Origin of the sequence: Thiomicrorhabdus sp. 6S3-12, from assembly GCF_017571475.1 — a bacterium.
In the GTDB taxonomy this organism is placed as follows: Bacteria; Pseudomonadota; Gammaproteobacteria; order Thiomicrospirales; family Thiomicrospiraceae; genus Thiomicrorhabdus.
The window spans coordinates 159,307-182,511 of the sequence record NZ_JAGETW010000003.1 but is presented as its reverse complement, the minus strand read 5'-3'; the positions used below and the strand labels follow the sequence as shown (position 1 = coordinate 182,511).

Here is a 23,205-nt window from a genome sequence, read left to right as displayed (position 1 = left end):
ATTCCTAGATAAACAGGTAGATCAGCAGAGCGCCAAGCGCGAAACGGTACAAAGCGAAAGGTGCCATGCCGACGCGGTTGATCCATTTTAAAAACAGTGCAATGACAATATAGGCGCTGATAGCGGAAAGCAGTGTGCCGCCGATCATCGCCTGCCATTGGACCGGGTGCGAACTCTCCAGAAGATCTTTAAGTTTCAAAATCCCGGCGCCGAGAATGATCGGGATCGATAGCAGAAACGAGAAGCGGGCAGCGGCCTGAGGTGTCAGGCCGACCAGTAAAGCCGCGGTAATGGTAATGCCGGAACGGGACGTTCCAGGGATTAACGCCAGAGCCTGTGCAAAGCCTATTACGGTAATGTCTTTAAAGCTCAGGCTGTATTCGTCGCGGATTTTTTGGCCTTTGATGTCCGACCACCACAGCAGGATACCGAAACCGATCGTTGTGGCGGCGATAATCAGCGGGTTACGCAGGCTCTCTTCAAGCCCGTTGTTGATAACAAAGCCAAAAGCGATTGCCGGCAAGGTGGCAAGAATAACCCACCATGCAAGACGGCTGTTCGACGTCGGTTGACGGGTAATCAGCGAGCGCGTCCAGTCGATTACCATAAGTCGGATGTCGTTTCTGAAATAGAGGACAACCGCGCTTAAGGTTCCGATATGCACCGCAACATCAAACGCCAGTCCCTGATCCTGCCAGCCGAAAAGCTGCGGCACCAGAATAAGGTGGCCGGAACTGGATATGGGCAGAAATTCGGTCAGCCCTTGAATCAAAGCCAGAACGGTGATTTGTAACCAATCTAAAACAGGTTCCATCTATTTTCTCTTTTTTAAAGTTGGTGGCGCAGATCGCGAACTTTGAAGCCGATCAGGCCGTCGTCAATCTGTTTGCTTAAAGCGATAACTTTGAAATTTTCCCCCATTTCGTCCGGCATCGTCAGGGTTTTAATCTGTTGTGCGACCTTAATCTGTTCGCCGATATCCGCCTGCGGATCCACCGACATCTCCAGCAGGCCGCTTCCCATCAGGAAATTCGCCTGAGTTGTGTAGCCGGCGATACGGAATCCGGCGTCAAATCCGGCTTCGGCGACTGCGGTGAAGTCAACGTGGGCGGTTATGTCCTGCAACCCCGGGTAGAAGAAAGGGTTCTGGTGGGCTCTGTGTTGATAGTGGCAGCGCAAAGTCCCCATAACCCGGGCCGGCTGGTAATACTCTTCTCGGGTATAGCCGTAGTCGATCAATAGAACCAGTCCTTTGGACAGAATCTGACTCAGGCTTTTCAACCAGGGGCCGAGGTTGAGGTTGATCTCGGTTTCATAGCCGAGGTCGGAAACCTTGCCGATATGTTTGATCAACTGGTTGGCAAAACGCTGTAGTTTGGAGTCGGTGATGGTTTGGTAATCCCAGTCGAATGTGTTTTTTGCCTCATTGTAGCAGACGTACCCCTGCAGGGCTCTCTCCGGCTCTATGCGTAAGCGCTCAAACGGCATGGCGTCGAGGACTTCGTTTGCCAGAATGACCGCACTGATTGGTGTCGCAGGAAGTTTTTCAAGCCAGGCGACTTTATTGAACAGCTCTTCGGAGAGTGTTTCGCGCAGATAGGCTTTCTGACGCTGTTGCAGGTCGGCACTGATTTCCACAATATAGTAACGATGAATGTCTTGTTCCAAGCGCTGCATTTCCAGAAGGATGTCGGCGGCCATAATGCCGCGCCCGGCACCGAACTCGATAATGTTGGGTTCATCAAGCTGCTCAAGCACTTGTTGTGTCTGACGGGCCAGGCAGCGGGAAAAAATCGGCGAAATTTCCGGGGCGGTAATAAAGTCTCCGCCTTTGCCGATTTTAGGCAGGCTGCTGCTGTAATAACCGAGATTGGGTGTATAAAGAGCCTTTTGCATGAATTGTGCAAAGCTGAGCGATCCGTGGCGTTTTATCGAGGTGCGGATCTTTTGGCTTAAATGTTCGCTGAATTCCTTGGCTTCTTCGGAAGGTGCCGGCAGCTTTTTGTGCTTGGACATGTTAGTTTTCTAAATTGGTTCAAAATTGCCAGCTATTATGCAATAGATAGGTAGTCTGCTCTAGAGGGGTGTGGGCATTTCATGCATAAATTTGTATTGCGCACGGCATTTTCAGTATGGAAACCGGGAGATTAAAGATCATGGTAGGCTTAAGTCTTTGTGCCGGTTTGACTTTTTTTGATTTCGGTCATGGCAGGAGTCATTACTCTGGTCGAAAATTTGCTTAGGTTTTGTTTGCCGCCTGGATATTGATTTAAAGTCGCTTGGGGCGGCAAGGACACGTTAGAATGCAAAAGATGCAAAATCGCTTATAGGAAACGGGATGCAAGTCGGTATTAAGAAAATCCATGAAAATGAGTGGCAGGTACATATTGGCTGTGCCGCGTTGAAAGTCGACCGTTTTACGCTGGCGCTGCTCCAGATTACATTAGAGCATCTGATGGCTTTGGAGCGGGGTGAGCATCATTCGACACTGCAAAGCTACATTAAACTCGGTTTAAGGATTAAAGCGCTTAGCCCGTCTTATTTACAGAAGCTGCTCAGGGAGTTGCAGAGTGCTGATCTGGTGATTTTGATGCGTTTGGCCGGAGATGAAACCTTTAATCAGATGGTTATGGAAAATAGCGGGGGCATACTGTCGCGGCAGATCAGTGACGATTTGCAGGATGTGGTTCTTCCTTCGGAAGCGCTTTCCAAAGATGCGATTCGCCGCATCGTGGAGAAAACTTTTGAATTGGAAGCGACAGGTGTTATCGAGTTTTTAGACGAAGAAACGCGCTATATCTGATTGAAGGAGAGAGAGATGGAAATTTCGGCAAAACACGATGAATCGGGCGAGTTTTTTCTGGAGATCGGTCCTGTGACGTTTACTCTGCCGTATGAGGTGGTGGAAAGTTTGCATGATGTGATCGCCAAGCGTCTCAGTTCCGGCGAGCAGAGTTCGCATGCGGTTCTACAGAAAAAGCTGGAATCCTACCGTGCATTGGCAAATAAAATGGCGCAGGTTGATGATCGGGTGGTACAGAAATTTGCGCCGCTGGTCAGTCCGGAACAGCTGGTAACGATTACCCGTTTGGCCAGTGGTGAGGTTTTATACAATAAGGTGATGCGCAATCTTTCGAAGCAGAATCAGCGTCAGTTTGCCGAGGATTATGCGGCGATGGATAAAATTACCGAAGCGCACGCTTGTTTATATATGGAGCAGTTGATCCCGATGATTAAACGCGCTGCTCAGGAGCAAAAACAGCTGCATGAGCAGTTTCAAGAAGAATCTCAGGATATTTAAGTTCTTCCTGTCTATTTCTGTCGGCTGCGTTGAATAATGAGTCCGACGGTTTTGGCCTGAGGGACGGCTTGCGGTTTGCCAATCTTGATTTTGAGATGGTGGATCGCTCTGAAACGCGCAAACAGTTCTTCGCTTAGCTGTTCCAGAAGGGTTTCCAGAAGATCAAAACGGCTGTTGCTGACCCATTCAATAATAAAGTCCGCCACGGACTTATAGTCGACGGTGTCTTCAATCTGATCGCTTTTTGCCGCATTGGCGATTGGTACACTCATTTCAATGTCGAAAATCAGCGGTTGCCGCTGTTCTTTTTCCCAGTCATAAATTCCGATAATCGCGGCGGTTTTCAGGCCTTCAATGTAGATAATGTCGTGCACACCCACTCCTTACAGTTGTGTTGATGGTCATGCGTCGTATTGTAATGATTTTATGTGCCCGGTTTTCTTTTTCCTAAACAAGCGGGTAGAATTGCTGCCGATTCAAATTCAATAGACGCCTGATAATAAAAAGTAAAAACAGAAAATCAGGGCTTTTAGGGGAATAAAAAAATGGGTTATGAGATTTATTTTGCGGTAGCGTTGTCCTATCTGCTGGGATCGGTATCGGCGGCAATTATTGTCTGCCGGGTTATGGGATTGGGCGATCCGCGCGAAGGCGGCTCCGGTAATCCCGGAGCGACCAACGTTAAACGTTTGTACGGCAATAAGCCGGCAGCGGTGACGCTGTTTGGGGATATGCTCAAGGGCGTGATTCCGGTTGTGCTCGCTTATCAGTTGGACTTTTCCGCTGCAGAAGTGTTTGTGATCGGCTTTGCCGCTTTTATCGGTCACTTGTATCCGCTGTTTTTCGGTTTCCGTGGCGGTAAAGGCGTGGCAACCATGATGGGGATGCTTCTGGCACTCTCTTTTCCAGTTGGTCTGGCGGTGGTGGCAACCTGGTTGTTTGTCGCCAAGGTTCTGAAAATCTCGTCGCTTTCCGCGCTGGTCGCTTCCCTGTTGGCGCCGGTTTATATTTATTTTATCGATGCGGAAATGAGCTGGGTGATCGGTTCGGCGGTTATGACGTTGATTCTGTTTTGGCGACACCGCAGTAATATTCAGCGCCTGCTCAACGGCGAAGAAAGTCTGATTAAAAAGAATTGATTGGCTGTTAAGGCAATCGCTCAAAACAAGAACGCCCGAAAAGTTTCGGGCGTTTTTTTTAAAAGTCGATCGGAGGGAGTTCTTCAAGCGACCAGCGCGGCGTGGCCGAAAAGTTGAGACCCTGTTCTTCGCCGGCCATCAAGCGCTGCGCGCCGGCGTAAGCGATCATTGCTCCGTTATCGGTGCAGAATTCCAGACGTGGGAAGAAAGCTTCTCCGCGACGTTTTTTCATCAGGCCTTGCAGTTTTTCGCGGATTTCACGGTTGGCACTGACGCCGCCGGATACGACCAGTCGATTCAATCCTTCCTGTTCCAGAGCGCGTTTGCATTTGATTGCCAAGGTGTCGGCAACCGCCATCTCAAAAGCGCGGCAGATATCGGCTTTGGTCTGTAGCGTTGCATCGTTCTCTTTCTGAGCTTGCTTCCATGTATTCAGGGTGTAGGTTTTCAGCCCGCTGAAACTCATGTCCAATCCCGGGCGGTCGACCATCGGGCGCGGAAATTTGTAGCGTTCACCGTTGCCTTGTAGCGCCAGTTTGGAAACTTCCGGACCGCCGGGGTAGCCGAGATCAAGAAGCTTGGCTGTTTTGTCGAACGCTTCGCCTGCCGCGTCGTCAAGGGTGTCGCCTAAGAGGCGGTAACGGCCTATGCCGTCAACGCGGATAATCATGGAGTGTCCTCCGGAGACCAGCAGACAGATAAAAGGGAACTGCGGTTTATTTTCTTCCAACATCGGGGCCAGCAAGTGGCCTTCCATGTGATGCACTCCGACGGCAGGAACGTTCAGGGCGAAGGCGAGGCTTCTTGCGACCGAAGCACCGGTCAGCAAGGCGCCGATCAGTCCTGGTCCTGCCGTATAGGCGATCCCTGACAGATCGCTGATTTGTCGTTCTGCCGCCTTTAAGGTGTCCTGTATAAGAGGAATAATACGGCGGATATGGTCGCGTGAAGCGAGCTCCGGTACTACGCCGCCATAGAGTGCATGCAATTCCACTTGGCTGTAAAGTCGGTGTGCCAATAATCCGTTTTCGCCGTCATAGAGCGCGATGCCGGTCTCGTCGCATGAACTTTCAATTCCCAATACAAGCATTTAACTGTTTTCTCTCGATAGAGGCCGAGTGCCTCGGGTTAAAGGTGGATAAAGAGTGGATGAATTTTAACAAAAAACAACCGAGAAACCTGTCAATAGCGCATGATTGTATGAGCGCTGAATGAATTTTGCTGTCATTTCGGTTAAAGGGCGGTTGTCATCCACTGCTTTGCTTCCGTCTTCATGGCGGAATATTAAGCACGGCCTTTGCGGGAGTGGCTCGGGTAAAGCGTCAAGTTTGGATTGACTTTAAGTTGTTGAAAACATTTTTAATCTTGGGTTTTCTGAGCGGAAAATTCGCGGTTAGTAAAATTATTCTGTCCGAATGGCGAGTTTCTCTGTAAAAAGGTTTGCAAAAAAATCAGGGTAAATTTATAATTCTGCGTTTTCAGCTATTTCCTGATTCTTGCGAGGGAAAGAAAGGGCGTCTCGAATAGAATGTAGAGATATGCATCATGTAACTGCGGCCCTGAGCGATAGAATTTTAAAGAATTTAAAAGGTAATTATTATGCCAAGCGTAAAAATCCGTGATACAGAACCATTTGACGTAGCTCTACGTCGTTTTAAACGTGCTTGTGAGAAAGCAGGTGTTTTGACCGAAACTCGTAAGCGTGAGTTTTATGAAAAGCCAACTTGGGCGCGTAAGCGCATGAAAGCGGCTGCAGTTAAGCGTCTTGCTAAGCGTCTTGCTCGCGAAAACCGTCGTACTACTCGTCTTTACTAATCCATAGGACTTTACTTGTGGCGAGTGCATTAAAAGAGCAGTTAACGGCAGAAATGAAAGCCTGCATGAAGGCAAAAGACAAGGCGCGCCTAGGTGTTGTGCGCGCGCTTTTGGCAGCCATCAAACAGGTTGAGATTGATAATCAAACGACATTGGAAGACGATGCGGAAGTTCTTGCTATCTTAGACAAGGCTATGAAGCAGCGTAAAGATTCTCATCAGCAGTATGTGGATGCAGAGCGTCCGGAACTGGCTGAGCAAGAAGCCTATGAGATGTCTGTCATTCAGGATTTTATGCCGCAAGCGCTGACTGAAGATGAAATTTCTGCTCTAATTGACGAAGCGATGGCGGAAACCAGCGCCGCTTCAATGCAGGATATGGGTAAAGTAATGGGCTTGCTAAAGCCGAAGATGCAGGGACGCGCCGATATGGGCGAGGTCAGTAAGCTGATTAAGGCAAAATTGAACGCTTAATTGTTTGCTATGCATCGGTTTGACGAAAACCCGCTGTGTGATTTTCACCGGCGGGTTTTTTATTTTTCCGAACTTGAATTAAGATAATCTCTACTTTTCATCAACGGACTTTTGTATGGCTCAAGGCGGGACAATTCCCAAGTCGTTTATAGAATCTGTATTGGCGCGTGCTGACCTGGTTCAGGTGATCGGTCAGCGTGTGCCTCTGAAAAAGGCCGGTGCAACTTATAAGGCCTGCTGTCCGTTTCATGATGAGAAAACGCCTTCCTTTAATGTAAATCCGCAAAAGCAGTTCTATCACTGTTTCGGCTGCGGTGCCAGCGGCGATGCAATCACATTTTTGATGGAGTACGACGGTCTGAGTTTTGTCGAGGCGGTGGAGACTCTGGCCGCCATGTACGGTATGCCGGTGCCGCGCGAGCAGTTGAGTCCGCAAAAGCGTCAAGAAGAGCAGCAGCGTCAGCAGAAGCAGCGCGATCTGTATGATGTTATGCAGATGGCGGCGCGTTTCTACCGTATGCAGTTACGTGACCATCCACAGTCCGAGCAAGCAAAGAATTATCTGAAAAAACGTGGTCTGACGCCGGAGATAGCCAAAGAGTTTAAAATCGGTTACGCGCCTCCGGGATGGGATAGTTTGATGAAGGGGCTAAAGGCGGATGCTTCGCTGCAGAAGCAGTTGATCGAAGCGGGAATGCTGGTGCAAAAAGAAGGCGGAAAGATTTATGATCGTTTTCGTGAACGCATCATGTTTCCGATTCGCGACGGCCGCGGGCGTTACATCGCTTTCGGAGGGCGTATTCTGGATCAGGGGCAGCCAAAGTATTTGAATTCTCCGGAAACGCCGATTTTCCACAAAAGCAATACCTTGTACGGCCTGTATGAAATGCGCCAGTCGCGCGTGCCTGTCGAACGTATTCTGGTGGTTGAGGGGTATATGGATGTTGTGGCCCTGGCTCAGTTCGGGATTCGCAATGCGGTCGCTACGTTGGGCACGGCGACGACCCAAGAACATCTTGAGTTGCTGTTTCGTCAGGTCAATGAGGTTGTGTTCTGTTTTGATGGTGATGAGGCGGGAGTTAAGGCGGCTTGGAAAGCTCTGGATATTACTTTGCCGATGATGGAAGGGCAGCGGATGGCGAAGTTTTTGTTTTTGCCGCATGGAGAGGACCCGGATTCTATGGTGCGCAAGGAAGGGGTTGAAGCGTTCGAGAGGAGAGTCGATCAAGCGTATTTGCTCTCCGATTTCCTGTTGAATGGCTTGCAGTCCCGTCTTGGCGGAGACGTGCAGAGTGTTGAAGGCGGACAGCGATTTGTCGCCTTGGCAGAGCCTTATATTAAAAATGCGCGTGGCGTGGTTCAAATCAAGCTCTTGGAAAGAGTGGCGGATCTGGTTGGTATGAAAGACTGGGTTCTGGGTCAGCAGATTGGCGTTCGTTCCGGGAGTTCGCAAAATCGTGGGCAAGCAAAAAATGCACGACAGCAGGCGCTTCCCATGCCTAAAGTTCTGAGTGTGCCGTTAAAAATTGTTCGTGTGCTCTTGAAAAATCCGCAATGGAGCCAAATATTTTCTACAGGGCTTTTGCAAAATCTAAGTACCCAGAGCGAAAAGGATTATTTGCTTTTGGCGGAATTACTCAAGCGAATGCAGGCGCAGTCGATAACTTCTCAGGATTTCAGTCAGGTGGATGGGGTCTTTAAGCAGTTTGGTATGGATGTGTTTTTGCCTTTGGTCGTAGCTTCGGATCTTCCGGACGATGAAACTTTTTTAATTAACGAGTTGAAAGAGTTGTCACTGTTGCTGGCCAGGCAGCTGGATGAAATTCGCCTGGGCTCTCAGGGGTGGAACGAGCAGGAAATGGGACGTCTGACGGAAATAAAGAAAAAGAAATAGGCGCCAGTTCGAACAAAACCTGAGATTAATAAAAACACACATTCTAAATATTTGAAAAATTTGATATAATAGCGAGTTCGGTTTTTCCAGGGTGGCCAGAAAAGGCCCTGGATTAAGCCATTTCTCGTTTTATTGTAAATTACAGTCGGGACAAAGCATGACCAAAGTCGAAAGAAAACAGCAGTTAATAGATTTGATTGAGCGCGCGAAGGAGTTGGGTTATCTCACTTACGCCGATGTAAATGATGTTTTGCCGGATGATATTGAAGAAGATCAGCTTGGGCAAGTATTAACCATTCTTAAAGACTTTGGTATTCGTCTGTTTGACAGTCCTCCGGATGAAGATGAACTGATGGCCGATGATGGCGGCGCTTTTGATGATGCGGCGGCAGAGGCGGCGATTGCCGCTTTGGCGGAAGTGGACAGCGAGTTCGGCCGTACCACCGATCCGGTTCGTATGTATATGCGCGAAATGGGGTCGGTTGACCTATTGACCCGTCATGGTGAAATCGATATTGCCAAGCGTATCGAATGGGGTATCCGCGATATGCTGGATGCCTTGGCTAAGTACCCGAACTTTGCAAAGAGTATTCTGGATGCCTTTGATCGAATGGACGACGGTGAAGGGAAAGTCGCCGATGTTGTTCAAGGGTTTGTTCGACCTGAAGATCTGGTTGATGTACCGGTTGAAGAGTTGTCGCCGGACAACGATAACAACGAGCCGAAAGAAGACGGTATTGATGAAGAGGAATTGGCTAAATTCCTTGATAAGCTTCGTGATTTGCAGAACAAAGCACTGGGTCTGGAAAAAGAACTTGGTGGTGATGATCCAAAAGTTTTGGCAATTCGAGAAGAGATTGTTGAGCATCTGAAAGGCGTTAAAATTTCTCCGCTTTTCTCAAATGCCTTGATTCGCGACATTAAAAACCGCATCAAGTCTATCCGCGAGCAGGAACGCGTGGTTGTGGATCTGGTGCAGCGTCGTATTCGCGTTCCGCGAGCACTTTTCCTTGAAGAATTCGTGGGTCAGGAAACAGATTATGCGTTAGTTGACCGTCTTAAAGAGAAATGTCCGGATCTGGCTTCCAAGCTGGAAGAAGCTCGTAATGATGTCAAGCGTGCGCAAAAGCGTTTGGCGATGATCGAAAAAGCAGAGCGCATGCCGATCGCTCTTTACAAGGAAGTCTACAAAGATCTGAGTAAAGCGGAAAGCAATACGCGCAAAGCGAAGCGCGAGATGATCGAGGCGAACTTGCGTCTGGTTATTTCGATTGCCAAAAAGTACACCAACCGCGGTTTGCAGTTCCTGGATCTGATTCAGGAAGGGAATATCGGTCTGATGAAAGCGGTGGATAAATTCGAATATCGCCGTGGTTACAAATTCTCGACTTATGCGACCTGGTGGATTCGTCAGGCGATTACCCGTTCGATTGCCGATCAGGCGCGTACCATCCGTATTCCGGTGCATATGATTGAGACGATTAATAAGTTGAATCGTATTCAGCGTCAGTTACTTCAGAAAATGGGGCGTGAGCCGACACCTGAAGAATTGGCAATCGAGATGGAGATGCCGGAAGACAAGATCCGCAAGGTTATGAAGATTGCTAAAGAGCCGATCTCTATGGAAACGCCGATCGGTGATGATGAAGATTCGTCGCTGGGTGATTTTATCGAGGATTCTAATATTCTTGCGCCTCAGGATGCCGCCGATGCCGAGGGTATGAGCGAGACTGTGCGTGAGATGTTGAATACTTTGACGCCTCGTGAAGCTAAGGTTCTGCGTATGCGTTTCGGACTTAGTATGAATACGGATCACACCTTGGAAGAGGTTGGTAAGCAGTTTGATGTTACCCGTGAGCGTATCCGTCAGATTGAGGCAAAAGCGTTGCGCAAGCTTCGTCATCCGAGCCGTGCCGAACGTTTGAAGAGTTTCTTGGATTAAATTTGCCAATTTGATCAGGACTGAAAAACCCGTAAGGCTGTCGTCTTGCGGGTTTTTTTGTTTGTATCCAAGCGGTTATGTGCTATTTGTTCGTTGGATGTAGTGAGTGTTTTTCATGTTCCGGATTTTAAATCGGTATTAAAAGTTCCTTTGAAATGGGATAGTCGCTATAATAGCGCGCAATCTATAGTATGCCTTGTCAGGTATATGTCTTTTTCGGGCCCTTAGCTCAGTTGGTTAGAGCATCCGACTCATAATCGGCAGGTCCACGGTTCAAGTCCGTGAGGGCCCACCATCTTCTTTTGTCTTGTTTCTATTATTTTCGGCATTGTTCGCTGTTTGATGCTTTTTCTGGCTAAATAGGCTAAAACTATTGCGTTAATTGATTTTTTTTACTTGTTGTTTTTGCTTAAACCTGCTAAAAAGTACAGGCTCTGTAAAATTTTTTACTTGGGTTTGCCGGCTGTTGGGAGGGGTGGCGTGTCGATTTTCTATATAAAGCTAGGTTTGGTCTGTCTGTCGCATAATAGTTATAGCATAGCGGGTGGGGCTGCATTTATATCTAAAAGTGCCTGCGACGGTCAATGGTTTAAGCTCCCCGGCGATGTGACAATTGAAGATGCCGAATTTGAGTGGAATGGCGGCCGTTATTATTTTGTTGCCGACTGTACTGGTAAGCCGGATGGCGAAAGAGCGGGCAAAATCCTGACTAAAGAGCTTGCGGTTAAAGTTTCTAATACCTCTTTTGACAAGCTGATGGCGATTGCGATAGAAGCGCTTTTTAATGTACAGCCGGATGTGTTCGAATCTAAAATGGCTTTGCCTTCCGCTTGAGGTGTGCCACTAAACGAAAATAAAGCGGTCACGAGATATTAAATGTCGTGTTTTTGCCGATTTCCGTCCCTTTATTTTTCAATCTTTCTGTTTCTTCCTTTTGCATAGCAAATTCAATTACTTGAAACTCAAATTATTCAAGAAAAGCATTGCGGTCTGCTTTGTGAGTTTGTATAATCGCGTGCTTAATTAATCCTTCCCCCTTATTGCCCGTTAAACAGTAAGTGGATTGAAACCGCAGGTTTGAGTCCTTTGGATTTGGATTACATTTATTTATTAGGAACAAATTATGAAAACATTTGTTGCAAAACCAGCTGAAATCAAACGTGACTGGTATGTTGTTGACGCTGAAGGTAAAACTTTAGGTCGTCTTGCAGCTGAAATCGCTGCTCGTCTTCGTGGTAAGCATAAGCCTGAGTACACTCCTCATGCTGATTGCGGCGACTACATTGTTGTTGTAAACGCGGAAAAAGTTGCTGTAACCGGTAACAAGCGTAAAAACAAAATGTATCACCACGTAACTGGTTATGTGGGTAACCTTAAATCTACCAACTTCGAGAAGTTGATGGATAAGGCGCCAAACCGTCCGATCGAGTTTGCGGTTAAAGGAATGTTGCCTCGCGGTCCTCTAGGTCGTGCAATGTTCAAAAAGCTAAAAGTGTATGCGGGTACTGAACACCCACATGCGGCTCAACAACCTAAAGCGCTTGATATTTAAGGGGTAGAAAGATGGCAACAGAACAATACTACGGAACAGGTCGTCGTAAGAACTCGGTAGCTCGTGTCTTCCTAAAAACAGGTTCAGGTAAGATGGTAGTAAACGGTCGTGATATCAATGAGTATTTCGCTCGTGAAACAGACCTAATGGTTATCAACCAGCCTCTTGAAGCGACTGAAAGCCTTGAGCAGTTTGATGCTTACATCACTGTTGTAGGTGGTGGTACAACTGGTCAAGCAGGTGCGGTACGTCACGGTCTTGCACGTGCACTGGTTGCATATAGCGAAGAAAACCGTTCTGCATTGCGTGCACGTGGTCTATTGACTCGTGATGCACGTCAGGTTGAGCGTAAGAAAGTTGGTCTACGTAAAGCACGTCGTCGTCCACAGTTCTCAAAACGTTAATTTGGTATTTTTACAACACCAATCGTTTTGTTTCAAAAACCCGCCTTGTGCGGGTTTTTTTATCGCTGCGATTTTTGTTTTTTGCGCTGGATCAAGTTTTAAAGGCCGATTGTGTTGCAAAAATACAACATAAGGGAACTTTGTTGTAAAAAGACAAAAAAAACTTGCAGCTGATTTTTGATCTGCCTATAGTTGCATCCAAGCAACACAAAGTGTGTGCCTTAACAAAACTAATTTAAGGAATTAAAAAATGAAAAAGAATGTTATTGCTCTAGCAATCGCTTCTGCAGTTGCAGCTCCTGTAGCTATGGCTGACGCTCCAACTCTTTTCGGTCAACTAAACGCTGGTATCGAAAACACCACTGATAAAGGTACTACTGTAAACTCTTACGCTTCTCGCGTTGGTGTTAAAGGTTCTGAAGATCTAGGTAACGGCCTTAAAGCAGTTTACCACCTAGAGTGGCAGATTGATGTAGCTGGTGGTAAAGAAGCTCTAGCTTCTGAATCTCTAGGCGCTCGTAACGCTGTAGTTGGTGTTGCCGGTGGTTTCGGTACAGTTCTTCTTGGTCGTCACGACACTCCATACAAAATGTCTCAAGCGAAAGACCTTTTCAACGATGGTGTTGCGGATATGGGTAAATCAGCAATCACTGGTGGTCTAGGTGTTGCAGGTAAAGGTGGTGAAGTTCGCGCAGCTAACGTTCTAGCTTACGTTTCTCCTTCTTTCGCTGGTATCTCTCTTGTAGCTGCTGGTGTATCTCCTGAAGATACTGTTGCTGCTACTACTGGTAGTGCTGACGATACTGACCTAACTGATGCTTACTCTGTTGCAGTTATGTACGGTTCACAGAAAGACGGTCTATACCTAGCTGCTGCATACAACAACTTCGGTGAAGACATCACTGGTGGTGATGATGCAACTGAAATGCGTATCTCTGCTCAGTACGCTGCTGGCGGTCTAATCGCTAACCTAGCATACCAAGACTTCCAAGACACTGGTGCTGACGGTTCTAACATCCAAGCGCAAGTTGGTTACAAAATGGGTAAACTTATGCCTAAGTTGAAGTACTCTACAACTGACTTTGATGCAGCTGGTGCTGACGATGGTTCTGCTTACGCAATCGGTCTTGACTACGCTCTAGGTAAGAAAACTAAAGCTTACATCGAGTACATGAACTCTGATAAAGATATGCAGCAATCTACTGATGACGTAACTTCAACTGTAGTTGGTCTTCTGCACAAGTTCTAATTTAAATGCTGGTGTAGTTTGTCTAAACCAGTTTAAATTAGCTTGATGAAAACCCGTGTAGTTCGCTATGCGGGTTTTTTTTGTTTTTATCTTATGGGGTTAAATTATCTCCGACTTCTCCCTTTTGTCCCGTCTGCCTGTTTTATACGGATGTTTCTCCGGTTTCGATTGTCTTCAAAATCTTATGTGACGAATTAGATCCTGCAAACAATTGCTTTCGTTGTAGCGCTGTATTTGGAGTATCGTTCCGCTCATAAATATTAGTTTTTATTTATTTCCCTGTTTCTATTGTTGTGGCGTTTAAGTCCTTTAAATGGATTGTAAAGTTTTATTAGTAGTGTATATAAATACTTGATGGTTGTTTTGTACCATGTTATAAATAAATATGTATTTGTTTTACATATTAGAGGTGGTGGTCTTGTGTTACTCGGACAGACAGCAGGGTTATAGCGTTCTATTGTTTCTCACCATTCTCACATTAATCGCGTCACTGTGGGTTGGTAGTCGATTTTCCAGCTTAAGTGGCTATTTTCGTTCCCAGCAATTGCAATCGCAGTTGCATCAGCTTGAGCTCGTTAAGCAGCGTCTAATGAGTTTTGCTGTTTTGCACCCGGAAATTTATCAAACCAATAGTGCTTCTCAGTTACTGGATGCATCCAATATTCCTGCTATTGGCTATTTTCCTTGTCCGGATCTTGATGGCGATGGCTTTCTATTAGGTGGTGAGACAACCTGCGGAAATCCATATTTGCCGTATTCGGCTTATCCCGAGCAAACCGGTTTTGTACCAGATCCGCTCAATAATTCAGGTGGTCCAAATTGTAATGGAGCGGGGTATTGCATGGGGTATGTACCGCAGAAAATCAGTAGCAGGGAGTTTTACTTTGCCCCTGCGCAGCGTTTTTATTATGTGCTTGACGAGCGCTTCAGTTTTCAAAATCCAAATTATGTGAATAACGGAGTGATGCGTTTTGCTCCACTGAATCCGCAGGCATTCGAAGTCGGAGAAATGCCGCGATTGCAGTTGAATGGGGTGGAGGGTTATGTATTTCTGATTATTGATGCTGGAACGGATGGTTTGCTGTCAGAGAATGCCGATGGCGATCACTATTTTGTAAGCCAGTCTAGCGGGCTTGCTTACAGTGAAACAGATGACCGGATTGTTGGCGTAACCTTTGATGAATGGAAAAGACTGATGCAGATTCGCAGCTGTCGTCAACTGGCTCGAATCAATGGTTCAAATCCAAAATATACGGAGGTCGATCCTTTGTTGTCACACTGGATGAATGCTTATGAGCCGCTGACCAATGCCGTAGGATCTGACTGGAGGCAGCAGTGTAATGAGTAAACGAATAACTGGTTTTTCTTTAGTTGAGTTGAGTGTTGCGCTATTGATACTGTCTTTTTTGACGGTATATATTACTAAGGCTTTTAAATTTGATTCTGATGCGACTGCACCGCGTAAAGAGGCGCAAAATCAGCGTGCACTTGCAGAGAATATTGATGCTTACCTCCGCGTTAATTTGTTTTTACCTTGTCCGGATATAGACGGCGACGGTAAGGAGGATCGGCAGCTGGTGTCTGGCGCGTATGTTTGTCGTGCTCGAGAGGGTGGGTTGCCTTTTCTGGATTTGAATAGCCCAAATACGGATGCTTGGGGTAATCCTTATTACTACCGAGTGCATCAAAGAGCGCAAAGCGCCGTATATATTAATCAGGTGTGTCAACCGGCGAGTGTTTTTGGCAGTCAAGGCGACCGAGGAATTGAAGATCTGTGGTTTTGCCCATCGTCGAGTAATTTCTATTGCGCGGATATTTCCGGCACTTCAAATTGTAATGATGTCTGTGATGTGGCTTGCACTAATGCAGTCGACCCAAGGCCGGAGCCTTTCATTCATATTAATCCATCCTACCAGGCGCCTTATTTTCACCTTAATACTCCGCCATACGGTACACGAACCGGTGCGTTCAATCTGAATGTCTATGACCCTAGTGGCGTAAAAGTGGAAGAGGGGGTTGTTGCTGTTGTGATTTCATGGGGCGCGAATGGGGACTTGGTTAATGATGCAAGTTGTACTGATGCTACGGCTCAAGAATTGGAAAACTGTGATGGCGACAGGGATTTTATTTATTTTCCGTCTGGAAAGGATAAGGATTACCTGAAGTGGATAACCGTTAATCAGGCAAAGATGGCGTTGATAAAACGGCACGCCTTCGAGTAAAAAAGTCGAAAACTTAAAGCATGACAAGTTTTCGAATATTTAGCTTTTTATCTTAATAGACTATACTTGATGTAAGGAAATTAAGCCTGAACGGATCAAGTATGTCTCTATTCTCCCTCCCAAATTCCAAGAAGCCTGTCGCAAGAAGGCAGTCGGGAATTGCGGTTATGCTGTTTGTTGTGGTTATAGCCATTATTGCAGGTTTGTGGCTGTCCTCAAAGCAAGGCACTATTATCGGGAACTTCAAAAACAAGGCGATTGAGAAGGATTTTATTGATATAAGAGTTGCTAAACAGCGTCTCTTGCAGTTTGCATTGCTAACACCGGAACTTTATTACGATGTTGATATTAGCGGGGTCGTTAAGCCGCCTTTGGGGCCGGGGTATTTCCCTTGTCCTGATAACGTCGACGGTACTGGCGCCGATGGAATCGCTGATTGGGTTCAATGCAGTACAGGTGGTGCCGATATGATGTTGAGCGGGGTTTTACCGCGTTTGGCTTATGATCCAGCCAATCCAGCCAGTCCACTGAAGCCGTTTTTTGCTTTTGCTGAGGAGGGGCGTTATCTGTATTACGTCGATAAACGATATGTTTTACCGAGTCGGGATTTTACGGATAATTTGGCAACCGCAACAATTGATGAAGACGGGCTTTATGCGCCTTTGACACCGATTAAAATCGAAGATGCTGTTGATGCTGATAATGGTGGCGCTGGAGTTGGCGCTTTGTCCTTGAACGGTGCAGATGGGTTTATTGCTGTTGTGATTGATTTAGGTAGTGATGGGGTCGCAAGTGACTTTTATGTTGATGGTACCGATTTCCGCTATCCGGCAGATCCGGTATCGGGACTGAATAAGGTAATGGATACCGATGACCCGAGAACGGATAAACTCGTTGCGATCAGTTATGAGCAGGACTGGCTTCAGCTGTTTGCGCGCCGTATTTGCCGAGAAAACGCCAAATACACCAATGATTACGATAACTATATCGATAATGATGGTGACGGTAATACGGATCCGGTTTATACCGGATATGATGGAACAAAAAATGTGGATATCTGGAAGTTAGAGCCGAGTTGGTTCTATTGGGAAGAATCTCCGAAAGGTTGGTATGAATGGAGTTCGATATGCCCATGAATAAGCGTTTAATTAAAGGATTTTCGCTGCTTGAAATGGCGATCGCGCTGGTAGTGTTAGGGATATTGATCATGTCTTTTAACACTGTTTTTAAGCTGGTTTTTGATACCGATCATCGCGTGCAGCAGATTTATGAAAGCCAGAAAGTTCAGGATGCTTTGGAAACATTTCTTGCAGTAAATTCACGACTTCCATGTCCGGATACAGATGATGACGGTTATGAGGAATTTAATGGCCTGGTCTGTAGCAGTGCAGAGGGTGGTTTGCCTTATAATGAATTAGGTATCAAAGAGTGGGATGCGTGGGGGAATTTGTATTTTTACAGAATTATCTCTTCTGCGGCTAATCCAGCGGGTTATACCAATCAAGTTTGTCATGCTGCCAGTGTGTTTGGCGTTTCCGGTGCGATTGATTCTACGGATCTTAAGATATGTACCAGCACAAATGAAGTTGTATGTGACGCGACACCAGATTCTGCGCTTTGTAATGGAGGTTCGTGGGATGCAGCGACTGTGAATGGGGATTATCCTCCATATTTCTCAATCTATACGCCTCCTGCTAATGATGCCTTGACGGTGACGGCCGAAAACGGGGATATTGAGGATTCCAACGTAGTTGCTGTAGCGATTTCTTGGGGAGCGAATGGAGACGAGGCTTATTATTACAATGCGGCAAATAAGCAATGTCCTGGTTCGCTGTCTGCGAATGAGCAGGAAAATTGTGACGGTACTAACACGACATTCGTCAAGACAACGATCGGCTTGGACAGAGATTACGTTATTCCCATTACCCTGGACCAGGCTAAAAAAGCAGTGATTGCTTCAAGGAGATTCAAATGAATATTCCCACATCTTATCGAAAATATTCTGGTTTCACTTTAGTTGAAATCGCCATTGTTTTATTAATTGTCGGTCTGGTATTTGGTGCAGGGATTACGACTTTGGGTGCTTATCTCGATAATGCCAAGCAAAATCATACTATGAATAACCTGAAATTGACTAAGCGCGCCATGCTCGATTATGTCATGGTCAATTTCTATATGCCGTGTCCGGATACGGACGCCAACCCGGATGGACGGGAAAACCGTAACGCTGACGGAACTTGCGCAGGAGCTGAGGGTTGGGTGCCATATGATGATATCGGTCGTGCTCGTGCTGATGCCAGTGACGATTATGGCAATGTTTTTGCGTACGGTGTGACGCGAGACGTGACTCAGTATACGGAGATGGTTTCTATCGAAGGTTCCGTGAAGGAAGAAATGTATGGGAAATATGAACCGAGCTACTTCGCCAATCAGTTGATTACCACTGATGCGAATGATAATAAGCCATCAACAGCAAGAATCAGTATTACGTTGCCGTTTTTTGGTTTGGATACTCGACCAACTGACAAGGTGGATGGTACAGCAGGTAAAAACTATACGGTCTGTAAAAAGTCGGCTCAGGACTGTATAGCGCCTACGGCGGACGAAATTGAGGTAGAGGATATTCCGGCGGTTATTGTTGCATTTAATGAAAACGGGTCAGGGGGTATTTCGCTTTCAAGTTGTAATGGTCTGAATTGGAGTGCAAAGGATTTTGAGAACTGTAATGGCGACATGTTCCTGTTAAAACAATATTTCGATGATGACGAGTATGATGATCAGATCGCTACCATTTCCGCCTACGAGATCAAGCAGCAGGTACTTGACCGCTTAAGCGGTTTTACCTTGGAAAACGAGGGGCCTGATTATGGCGGTTATGAGGTTATTTATCTGCGAAATGTTGATAATGCCAATGACTTGAACGTGGGAACCGGAGAAGATAACTCATTCTATATTGGTGCCAAACAGGATGAGGAAGGTAATGTTCTTCTGGATGCAAACGGTGATCCGATTGAAGCGGGCGACCTGTCTGCGGTTGTTAACCTGAAAGACGGTGATGACCGACTTTACCTTGAAGGTAGCGTTGTTGAAGGTGGTAATGCGGACTTGAATGAAGGTGATGACCGCTTGACGGTTGAAGGTTCGATTATCGGCGTAGTGACCATGGGTATCGGTTCGGATATCGCTCTGATCGAAGGAGGCGTCAGCGGCCTGTTTGATGCCGGGGATGGTAACGATACCATCGATATTTACGGGGCTATTTCAGATGGCGCTTTGGTTTCCTCTGGCGGTAAAGATAACAAAGAAAGTGATAACGATACTCTGACATTCCATGGTAATACGATGGATGGTGAAATTGTTATGGGTGATGGTAATGACACTATGCGCTTTACTGCAACAGCGGATAATCTTACCTTCGGAGCCAATGCACTTGTTGACGGTGAGTCAGGTAATAACACTTTGGAAGTTGAAGGAATGACCGTTGCTGAGTTTGAAGCTTTAATTAATGAAGACGCATCCGATGATATCGGTGTTTTCCGTAATTTCAGTGCAATTCAAATAAAAGATTAAAAATCTTGCATGAGTCTGATAAGGCGGTAAACTATTTACCCAGTAAAGAGTGTGTGAATTGGAGTGAAATAGGGTGAGTGAACCATTAAAAGTTCTTTTGGTTGATGATGATCCGGCGTTGCGCGGGATGGTGGCTTTTGCGCTTGAGGCCGAAGGTTATGACGTCGATGAAGCGGAATCCCAGCAAACTGCGAAAGCGGCGTTTGAAGATTATGAATACCCTATTGTTGTTCTTGATATGGGGATGCCGCCGAATGAACATACCACCAAAGAAGGTGTCGATGTTTTGAATTGGATCGGGATTTATCATCCGATGACTCTGGTAATTGTTTTGACCGGTCAGGACGCTAAGGCGACTTCATATGAAGTGCTTAAGGAAGGGGCGTTCGATTTCCTTGAAAAGCCCATCTCCGAATCCGCATTGGTTTTGGCGGTAAAGCGAGCGGTGCTTTTTTACGAACAGAATCAGAAGCTTAGAGCAGATGAAGGGATTCAGAAAATGCAGATTAACGCACCTATGGGTGAGGGAGTGAAGCCGGTGCGTAATCAAGCGGAAGAAAAAATGCTGCGTCAAATCCTTGCGGATACCAATTTTAATGTACATGAGTCCGCTCGTCGTCTTGGCTTGAAGCGTGAAAATGTCTATTATTTGATTAAAAAATACAATATTGAACGTCCGGAATACGAATAGTCCCGGTCTGTAAATATTGCTATTCAGAATATTTAAGTGTCCATTTTTGAACTTTCCAGTGCCCTTGTTCTGGCACTGATCATTCTTGTTACGACGGCTATAGGGTTCTACTATATCCGTCGTACCCGTTTATTAAGTCAATCCTTAACCGAGCTGCATCAGTTCAATCAAGAAGTTGATCTCGATACGCTACTTTTTTTTCGCCGAGCCTGGTCGGTGCTTCACCGGATAGGGGTTTATCAGGTTGTTGCCAAGGTGTATTGGTTTGGTGAAGAAAAGACTATCCAGCTGGGCGGTGTTCCGACTAAGAAGTCGGTACAACTTTTTCATCAGATTCATCACGGCGATATGTCTTTGGATATTGTCTTACAGCTTAGCCGTCAGACTGCCCGTAGCGGTTCTCTAGCAAATCTTGTCTTGGAAACTTTTTTCAGTATTCTTGAGAGGGACGTCATTCTCAAAGAAGATCAGGTATCTTCCACGCAGAAACGGTTGGAGCGTTATCAACTGTTTGTTCAGCATGAAATCAAAAATATTGCCCAGTTCATTGACTTGCTCAGCTCTCAGGTAACCAAAATCGATAAGGATGAAGATAAGATTCGATTGGCCGACAGGTTGAAAAAAACACTGCCGGTTATGGCAGATAGGGCACAAAAAACCATTCAAAGCATGAAAAACCCTTCGTTTAGCCATGACGAGATAATGGCCTTTTCTCTTAAAGAGGCCGTGCAAGAAGTGGTGCAGATGTATTCACTGAACTGTAAGGTGCTCGGTGAAGCGGAAGTTATATTGAATCGTGACCTGCTGATCGAGGTGTTGAAAAACGTTCTCGGTAATTTTCGTGATCATAATGTCGATAGTGAATTGACGATTTATCTGAGCGCAAATCCTCAACCGAATAAAGTAGAGATTCAAATCCATAGTCGCAAAATTCCCGGAGTGGTTTTGCAGCCGGAAAGAATGTTTGAACCCTTTTGGACGACCAGTGAAAGTGGTCTGGGATTGGGGCTTTTTCTGGCCCGAGAATTACTGAAAAAAATTGATGGTGAAATTCGTTTTCAGCAAAGCAGCCAGCACTTTGGCTTTAATCTTCTGATGCCTAAGACCTTTGAATAGGTAGCTTCTGTATACTCTTTTGGGTCAATGTTTTTTAAAAAAAGTAGGGGCGCCCTTAATTGAAATTAATTTTTAAAGAATATGCGTTCGAATAGGCTTGTTTTCTAGAGAACGAGTGTGTTTAATTAGTCCTAAGGTCTTAACGCTTTAAAGATTGAATTGTTTTAACTTTTAATAAAGCTTAAACCCAAACTTTTAAAGTTTATAAATAAAAAGGAACAGAGAGATGGATGTGAAAAACATGAAAGCTCAGCGCCATGCGCAAAAAGGTTTCACGCTGGTTGAAATCGCAATCGTACTGGTCATTATCGGTCTGCTTTTAGGTGGTGTACTTAAAGGGCAGGAAATGATCAATGCGGCAAAAATTAAAACGGATACAGACTCAATGAAGTCATTGCAAGCGTCAATCTATGCTTATAGAGATCGTGCTGGTTTTTATCCTGGTACTGAAAGAGCAACGGCTCCAACGAACCCTGCTCTAAATGGCATTGAAATTGGAAATATTTTGACTACTGCTACAACAGGGTATACAGCGGCTAGCGTTTCAACATCAGGTACTGAAAATGTTTTTGCTGACTTGAATAATGAAGGATTTTTGAAATCACCAAATATTTCTCCTGAAGTAGATGACGGTGGTGCGTTTACAGTTGGTTACGCAGAAGATGGTTCTGCAGCAGCTGCGATTACAAACCATTACGCTACTTATCCAACCGTTGAAGCGAATAAAAACTATGTTTGTATTTCATATACAACCTCTACTGATAATGCTGAAGCGATTGCGGTAGGTATGGATGTTAAATTCGATGATGGTGTAGATACAACTGGTATCGTGCGTTATGCTTCTGATCCAGCTGGTGGTGCTAACATCTGTCTTGAAATCTAAAGTTTAGATAGAAATATTAAGCTTTTGTAAAAACCCGCTTAGGCGGGTTTTTTAATGTCTGTAAAACCTTGAATGTAAATTCTGCCTACCTCTTTTTTGTTGTGTGGCTCCTGAATGGCTTAAATCGGCCGTTTGTTTTGACGGATCAGATTTTATTGTCGATCAACTTTGCTTCTTTTTCTGTGCAAGCCTCCTTATAAAAAGGTTACTCTGTGTCGGTAATCCTGTGATTTTATTGGGTTTTCGTTGGTATGGGCAGTTTGCTAGGCCTTTTGCAAATGAGGTTTAAATTCGACTCGGTAAGGAGTGGGCTATGAAATCCGCAGATTTCAAAAGCTATAGTGATACGCAAGCCGGTTTCACGTTGGTGGAAGTTGCTATAGTACTGCTGATTATCGGGTTGCTGTTGAGTGGCATTCTGAAAGGTCAGGAGATGACCCACTCTGCGAAAATCAGTGCGGATACGGACGCCCTGAAAGCGCTGCAAGCCTCGATTTATGCTTACAAAGACCGCGTGGGGTTTTATCCCGGCTCTGCGAGATCCGCTGCGCCGACCAATAGTCATCTGGACGGCAAAAAGATCCTTTATAAAGTTTCAAACCATTTGAATCCAAATTCGCCAGGCGATAATTTTTTCTTTGGGGAACTCTTCGATCAGGGGTTTCTGAAAACACCGAATCCTGTTCCACTGATGGACGATGGCGGAAGTTTTACGGCCGGTTACTCAAACCTGATCACTTCTTCAGCGACCGCGTTTGCCAATCTCGAGCCAGGCAAAAATTATGTTTGTATCTCTTATAGCGCAAACTTTTCCGAGGCGCCGAATATTGTCAATGGTATGGATATCAAATTGGACGACGGCATTGCTGATAAGGGTGTTGTGCGTATTGATAGCAACCTTCCTCCCGATGGTGGAGCTACGGCCTGTCTGCAAATCTGAATGATAGGCCTTGT

At 45.9% G+C, this 23,205-nt stretch carries 24 protein-coding genes and 1 tRNA gene; 21 read left to right on the top strand and 4 right to left on the bottom strand.

The genetic code is table 11. From position 1 onward, the window contains the following. Positions 1-4: 4 nt before the first annotated feature. Together J3999_RS05075 and J3999_RS05070 are read right to left on the bottom strand one after the other, a co-directional pair. Positions 5-814, bottom strand: coding sequence for an undecaprenyl-diphosphate phosphatase (locus J3999_RS05075; RefSeq protein ID WP_208126865.1), 810 nt, complete (start codon positions 812-814; stop codon positions 5-7). A 14-nt stretch (positions 815-828) separates the two neighbouring features. After that, on the bottom strand, positions 829-2,016 hold the full coding sequence (locus J3999_RS05070) for a class I SAM-dependent methyltransferase (RefSeq protein WP_208126864.1): 1,188 nt from the start codon (positions 2,014-2,016) through the stop codon (positions 829-831). Positions 2,017-2,338: 322 nt separating this feature from the next. On the opposite strand from J3999_RS05070, the gene J3999_RS05065 reads away from it, so the two are divergent. Both J3999_RS05065 and J3999_RS05060 read left to right on the top strand, forming a co-directional pair. After that, positions 2,339-2,803: a FliG C-terminal domain-containing protein gene (locus J3999_RS05065; protein WP_208126863.1), complete on the top strand. Its 465-nt coding sequence runs from the start codon at positions 2,339-2,341 to the stop codon at positions 2,801-2,803. Positions 2,804-2,818: 15 nt separating this feature from the next. After that, positions 2,819-3,301, top strand: coding sequence for a FliG C-terminal domain-containing protein (locus J3999_RS05060; protein WP_208126862.1), 483 nt, complete (start codon positions 2,819-2,821; stop codon positions 3,299-3,301). 11 nt (positions 3,302-3,312) lie between these two features. On the opposite strand, the gene folB is transcribed toward J3999_RS05060, so the two are convergent. Next, positions 3,313-3,675 carry a dihydroneopterin aldolase gene (folB, locus tag J3999_RS05055; RefSeq protein ID WP_208126861.1) on the bottom strand — a complete coding sequence of 121 codons (363 nt, stop codon included), beginning with the start codon at positions 3,673-3,675 and terminating at the stop codon, positions 3,313-3,315. A 171-nt stretch (positions 3,676-3,846) separates the two neighbouring features. Between folB and plsY the strand changes: the two genes are divergently transcribed. Then, positions 3,847-4,440: a glycerol-3-phosphate 1-O-acyltransferase PlsY gene (plsY, locus tag J3999_RS05050; RefSeq protein WP_208126860.1), complete on the top strand. Its 594-nt coding sequence runs from the start codon at positions 3,847-3,849 to the stop codon at positions 4,438-4,440. Between the two features lie 58 nt (positions 4,441-4,498). Here the strand turns inward: plsY and tsaD are convergent, their stop codons facing one another. Beyond that, positions 4,499-5,530: a tRNA (adenosine(37)-N6)-threonylcarbamoyltransferase complex transferase subunit TsaD gene (gene tsaD, locus J3999_RS05045; RefSeq protein WP_208126859.1), complete on the bottom strand. Its 1,032-nt coding sequence runs from the start codon at positions 5,528-5,530 to the stop codon at positions 4,499-4,501. A gap of 509 nt (positions 5,531-6,039) precedes the next feature. Between tsaD and rpsU the strand changes: the two genes are divergently transcribed. From rpsU to J3999_RS04955, 18 genes are all read left to right on the top strand, one after another. Then, complete coding sequence (gene rpsU / locus J3999_RS05040) at positions 6,040-6,255, top strand: 30S ribosomal protein S21 (RefSeq protein ID WP_173284128.1); 216 nt, start codon at positions 6,040-6,042, stop codon at positions 6,253-6,255. 17 nt (positions 6,256-6,272) lie between these two features. Next, complete coding sequence (locus J3999_RS05035; RefSeq protein ID WP_208126858.1) at positions 6,273-6,728, top strand: GatB/YqeY domain-containing protein; 456 nt, start codon at positions 6,273-6,275, stop codon at positions 6,726-6,728. A gap of 115 nt (positions 6,729-6,843) precedes the next feature. Further along, positions 6,844-8,622 carry a DNA primase gene (gene dnaG / locus J3999_RS05030; protein ID WP_208126857.1) on the top strand — a complete coding sequence of 593 codons (1,779 nt, stop codon included), beginning with the start codon at positions 6,844-6,846 and terminating at the stop codon, positions 8,620-8,622. Positions 8,623-8,779: 157 nt separating this feature from the next. Further along, positions 8,780-10,564, top strand: coding sequence for an RNA polymerase sigma factor RpoD (rpoD, locus tag J3999_RS05025; RefSeq protein WP_208126856.1), 1,785 nt, complete (start codon positions 8,780-8,782; stop codon positions 10,562-10,564). Between the two features lie 218 nt (positions 10,565-10,782). Next, a tRNA-Ile gene (locus J3999_RS05020) sits at positions 10,783-10,859 on the top strand. 185 nt (positions 10,860-11,044) lie between these two features. Continuing rightward, complete coding sequence (locus J3999_RS05015; RefSeq protein ID WP_208126855.1) at positions 11,045-11,398, top strand: hypothetical protein; 354 nt, start codon at positions 11,045-11,047, stop codon at positions 11,396-11,398. Positions 11,399-11,687: 289 nt separating this feature from the next. After that, positions 11,688-12,116 carry a 50S ribosomal protein L13 gene (rplM, locus tag J3999_RS05010; protein ID WP_173284140.1) on the top strand — a complete coding sequence of 143 codons (429 nt, stop codon included), beginning with the start codon at positions 11,688-11,690 and terminating at the stop codon, positions 12,114-12,116. Positions 12,117-12,127: 11 nt separating this feature from the next. Next, the gene (gene rpsI / locus J3999_RS05005) at positions 12,128-12,520 is read left to right on the top strand and encodes a 30S ribosomal protein S9 (RefSeq protein WP_173284141.1); all 393 of its coding nucleotides are present in this window, start codon (positions 12,128-12,130) and stop codon (positions 12,518-12,520) included. Between the two features lie 250 nt (positions 12,521-12,770). Next, the gene (locus tag J3999_RS05000) at positions 12,771-13,769 is read left to right on the top strand and encodes a porin (protein ID WP_208126854.1); all 999 of its coding nucleotides are present in this window, start codon (positions 12,771-12,773) and stop codon (positions 13,767-13,769) included. Between the two features lie 589 nt (positions 13,770-14,358). Then, a complete protein-coding gene (locus J3999_RS04995) occupies positions 14,359-15,117 on the top strand; it encodes a hypothetical protein (RefSeq protein ID WP_208126853.1) in 759 nt (252 codons plus the stop codon). Continuing rightward, on the top strand, positions 15,110-15,991 hold the full coding sequence (locus tag J3999_RS04990; protein WP_208126852.1) for a type II secretion system protein: 882 nt from the start codon (positions 15,110-15,112) through the stop codon (positions 15,989-15,991). The genes J3999_RS04995 and J3999_RS04990 overlap by 8 nt, the downstream gene beginning before the upstream one ends. A gap of 167 nt (positions 15,992-16,158) precedes the next feature. Beyond that, on the top strand, positions 16,159-17,127 hold the full coding sequence (locus tag J3999_RS04985; RefSeq protein ID WP_208126851.1) for a hypothetical protein: 969 nt from the start codon (positions 16,159-16,161) through the stop codon (positions 17,125-17,127). Further along, positions 17,124-17,966, top strand: a complete 843-nt coding sequence (locus tag J3999_RS04980) for a type II secretion system protein (RefSeq protein ID WP_208126850.1) — start codon at positions 17,124-17,126, stop codon at positions 17,964-17,966. The genes J3999_RS04985 and J3999_RS04980 overlap by 4 nt, the downstream gene beginning before the upstream one ends. After that, positions 17,963-19,561, top strand: coding sequence for a type II secretion system protein (locus J3999_RS04975; protein WP_208126849.1), 1,599 nt, complete (start codon positions 17,963-17,965; stop codon positions 19,559-19,561). The genes J3999_RS04980 and J3999_RS04975 overlap by 4 nt, the downstream gene beginning before the upstream one ends. A gap of 73 nt (positions 19,562-19,634) precedes the next feature. Then, the gene (locus tag J3999_RS04970) at positions 19,635-20,252 is read left to right on the top strand and encodes a response regulator (protein ID WP_208126848.1); all 618 of its coding nucleotides are present in this window, start codon (positions 19,635-19,637) and stop codon (positions 20,250-20,252) included. A gap of 36 nt (positions 20,253-20,288) precedes the next feature. Then, entirely contained in the window at positions 20,289-21,368 is a 1,080-nt protein-coding gene (locus tag J3999_RS12030; protein ID WP_208126847.1) for an ATP-binding protein, read from the top strand. A 226-nt stretch (positions 21,369-21,594) separates the two neighbouring features. Further along, on the top strand, positions 21,595-22,251 hold the full coding sequence (locus tag J3999_RS04960; protein ID WP_208126846.1) for a prepilin-type N-terminal cleavage/methylation domain-containing protein: 657 nt from the start codon (positions 21,595-21,597) through the stop codon (positions 22,249-22,251). A 313-nt stretch (positions 22,252-22,564) separates the two neighbouring features. Further along, entirely contained in the window at positions 22,565-23,191 is a 627-nt protein-coding gene (locus J3999_RS04955) for a prepilin-type N-terminal cleavage/methylation domain-containing protein (protein ID WP_208126845.1), read from the top strand. Positions 23,192-23,205 lie beyond the last annotated feature (14 nt).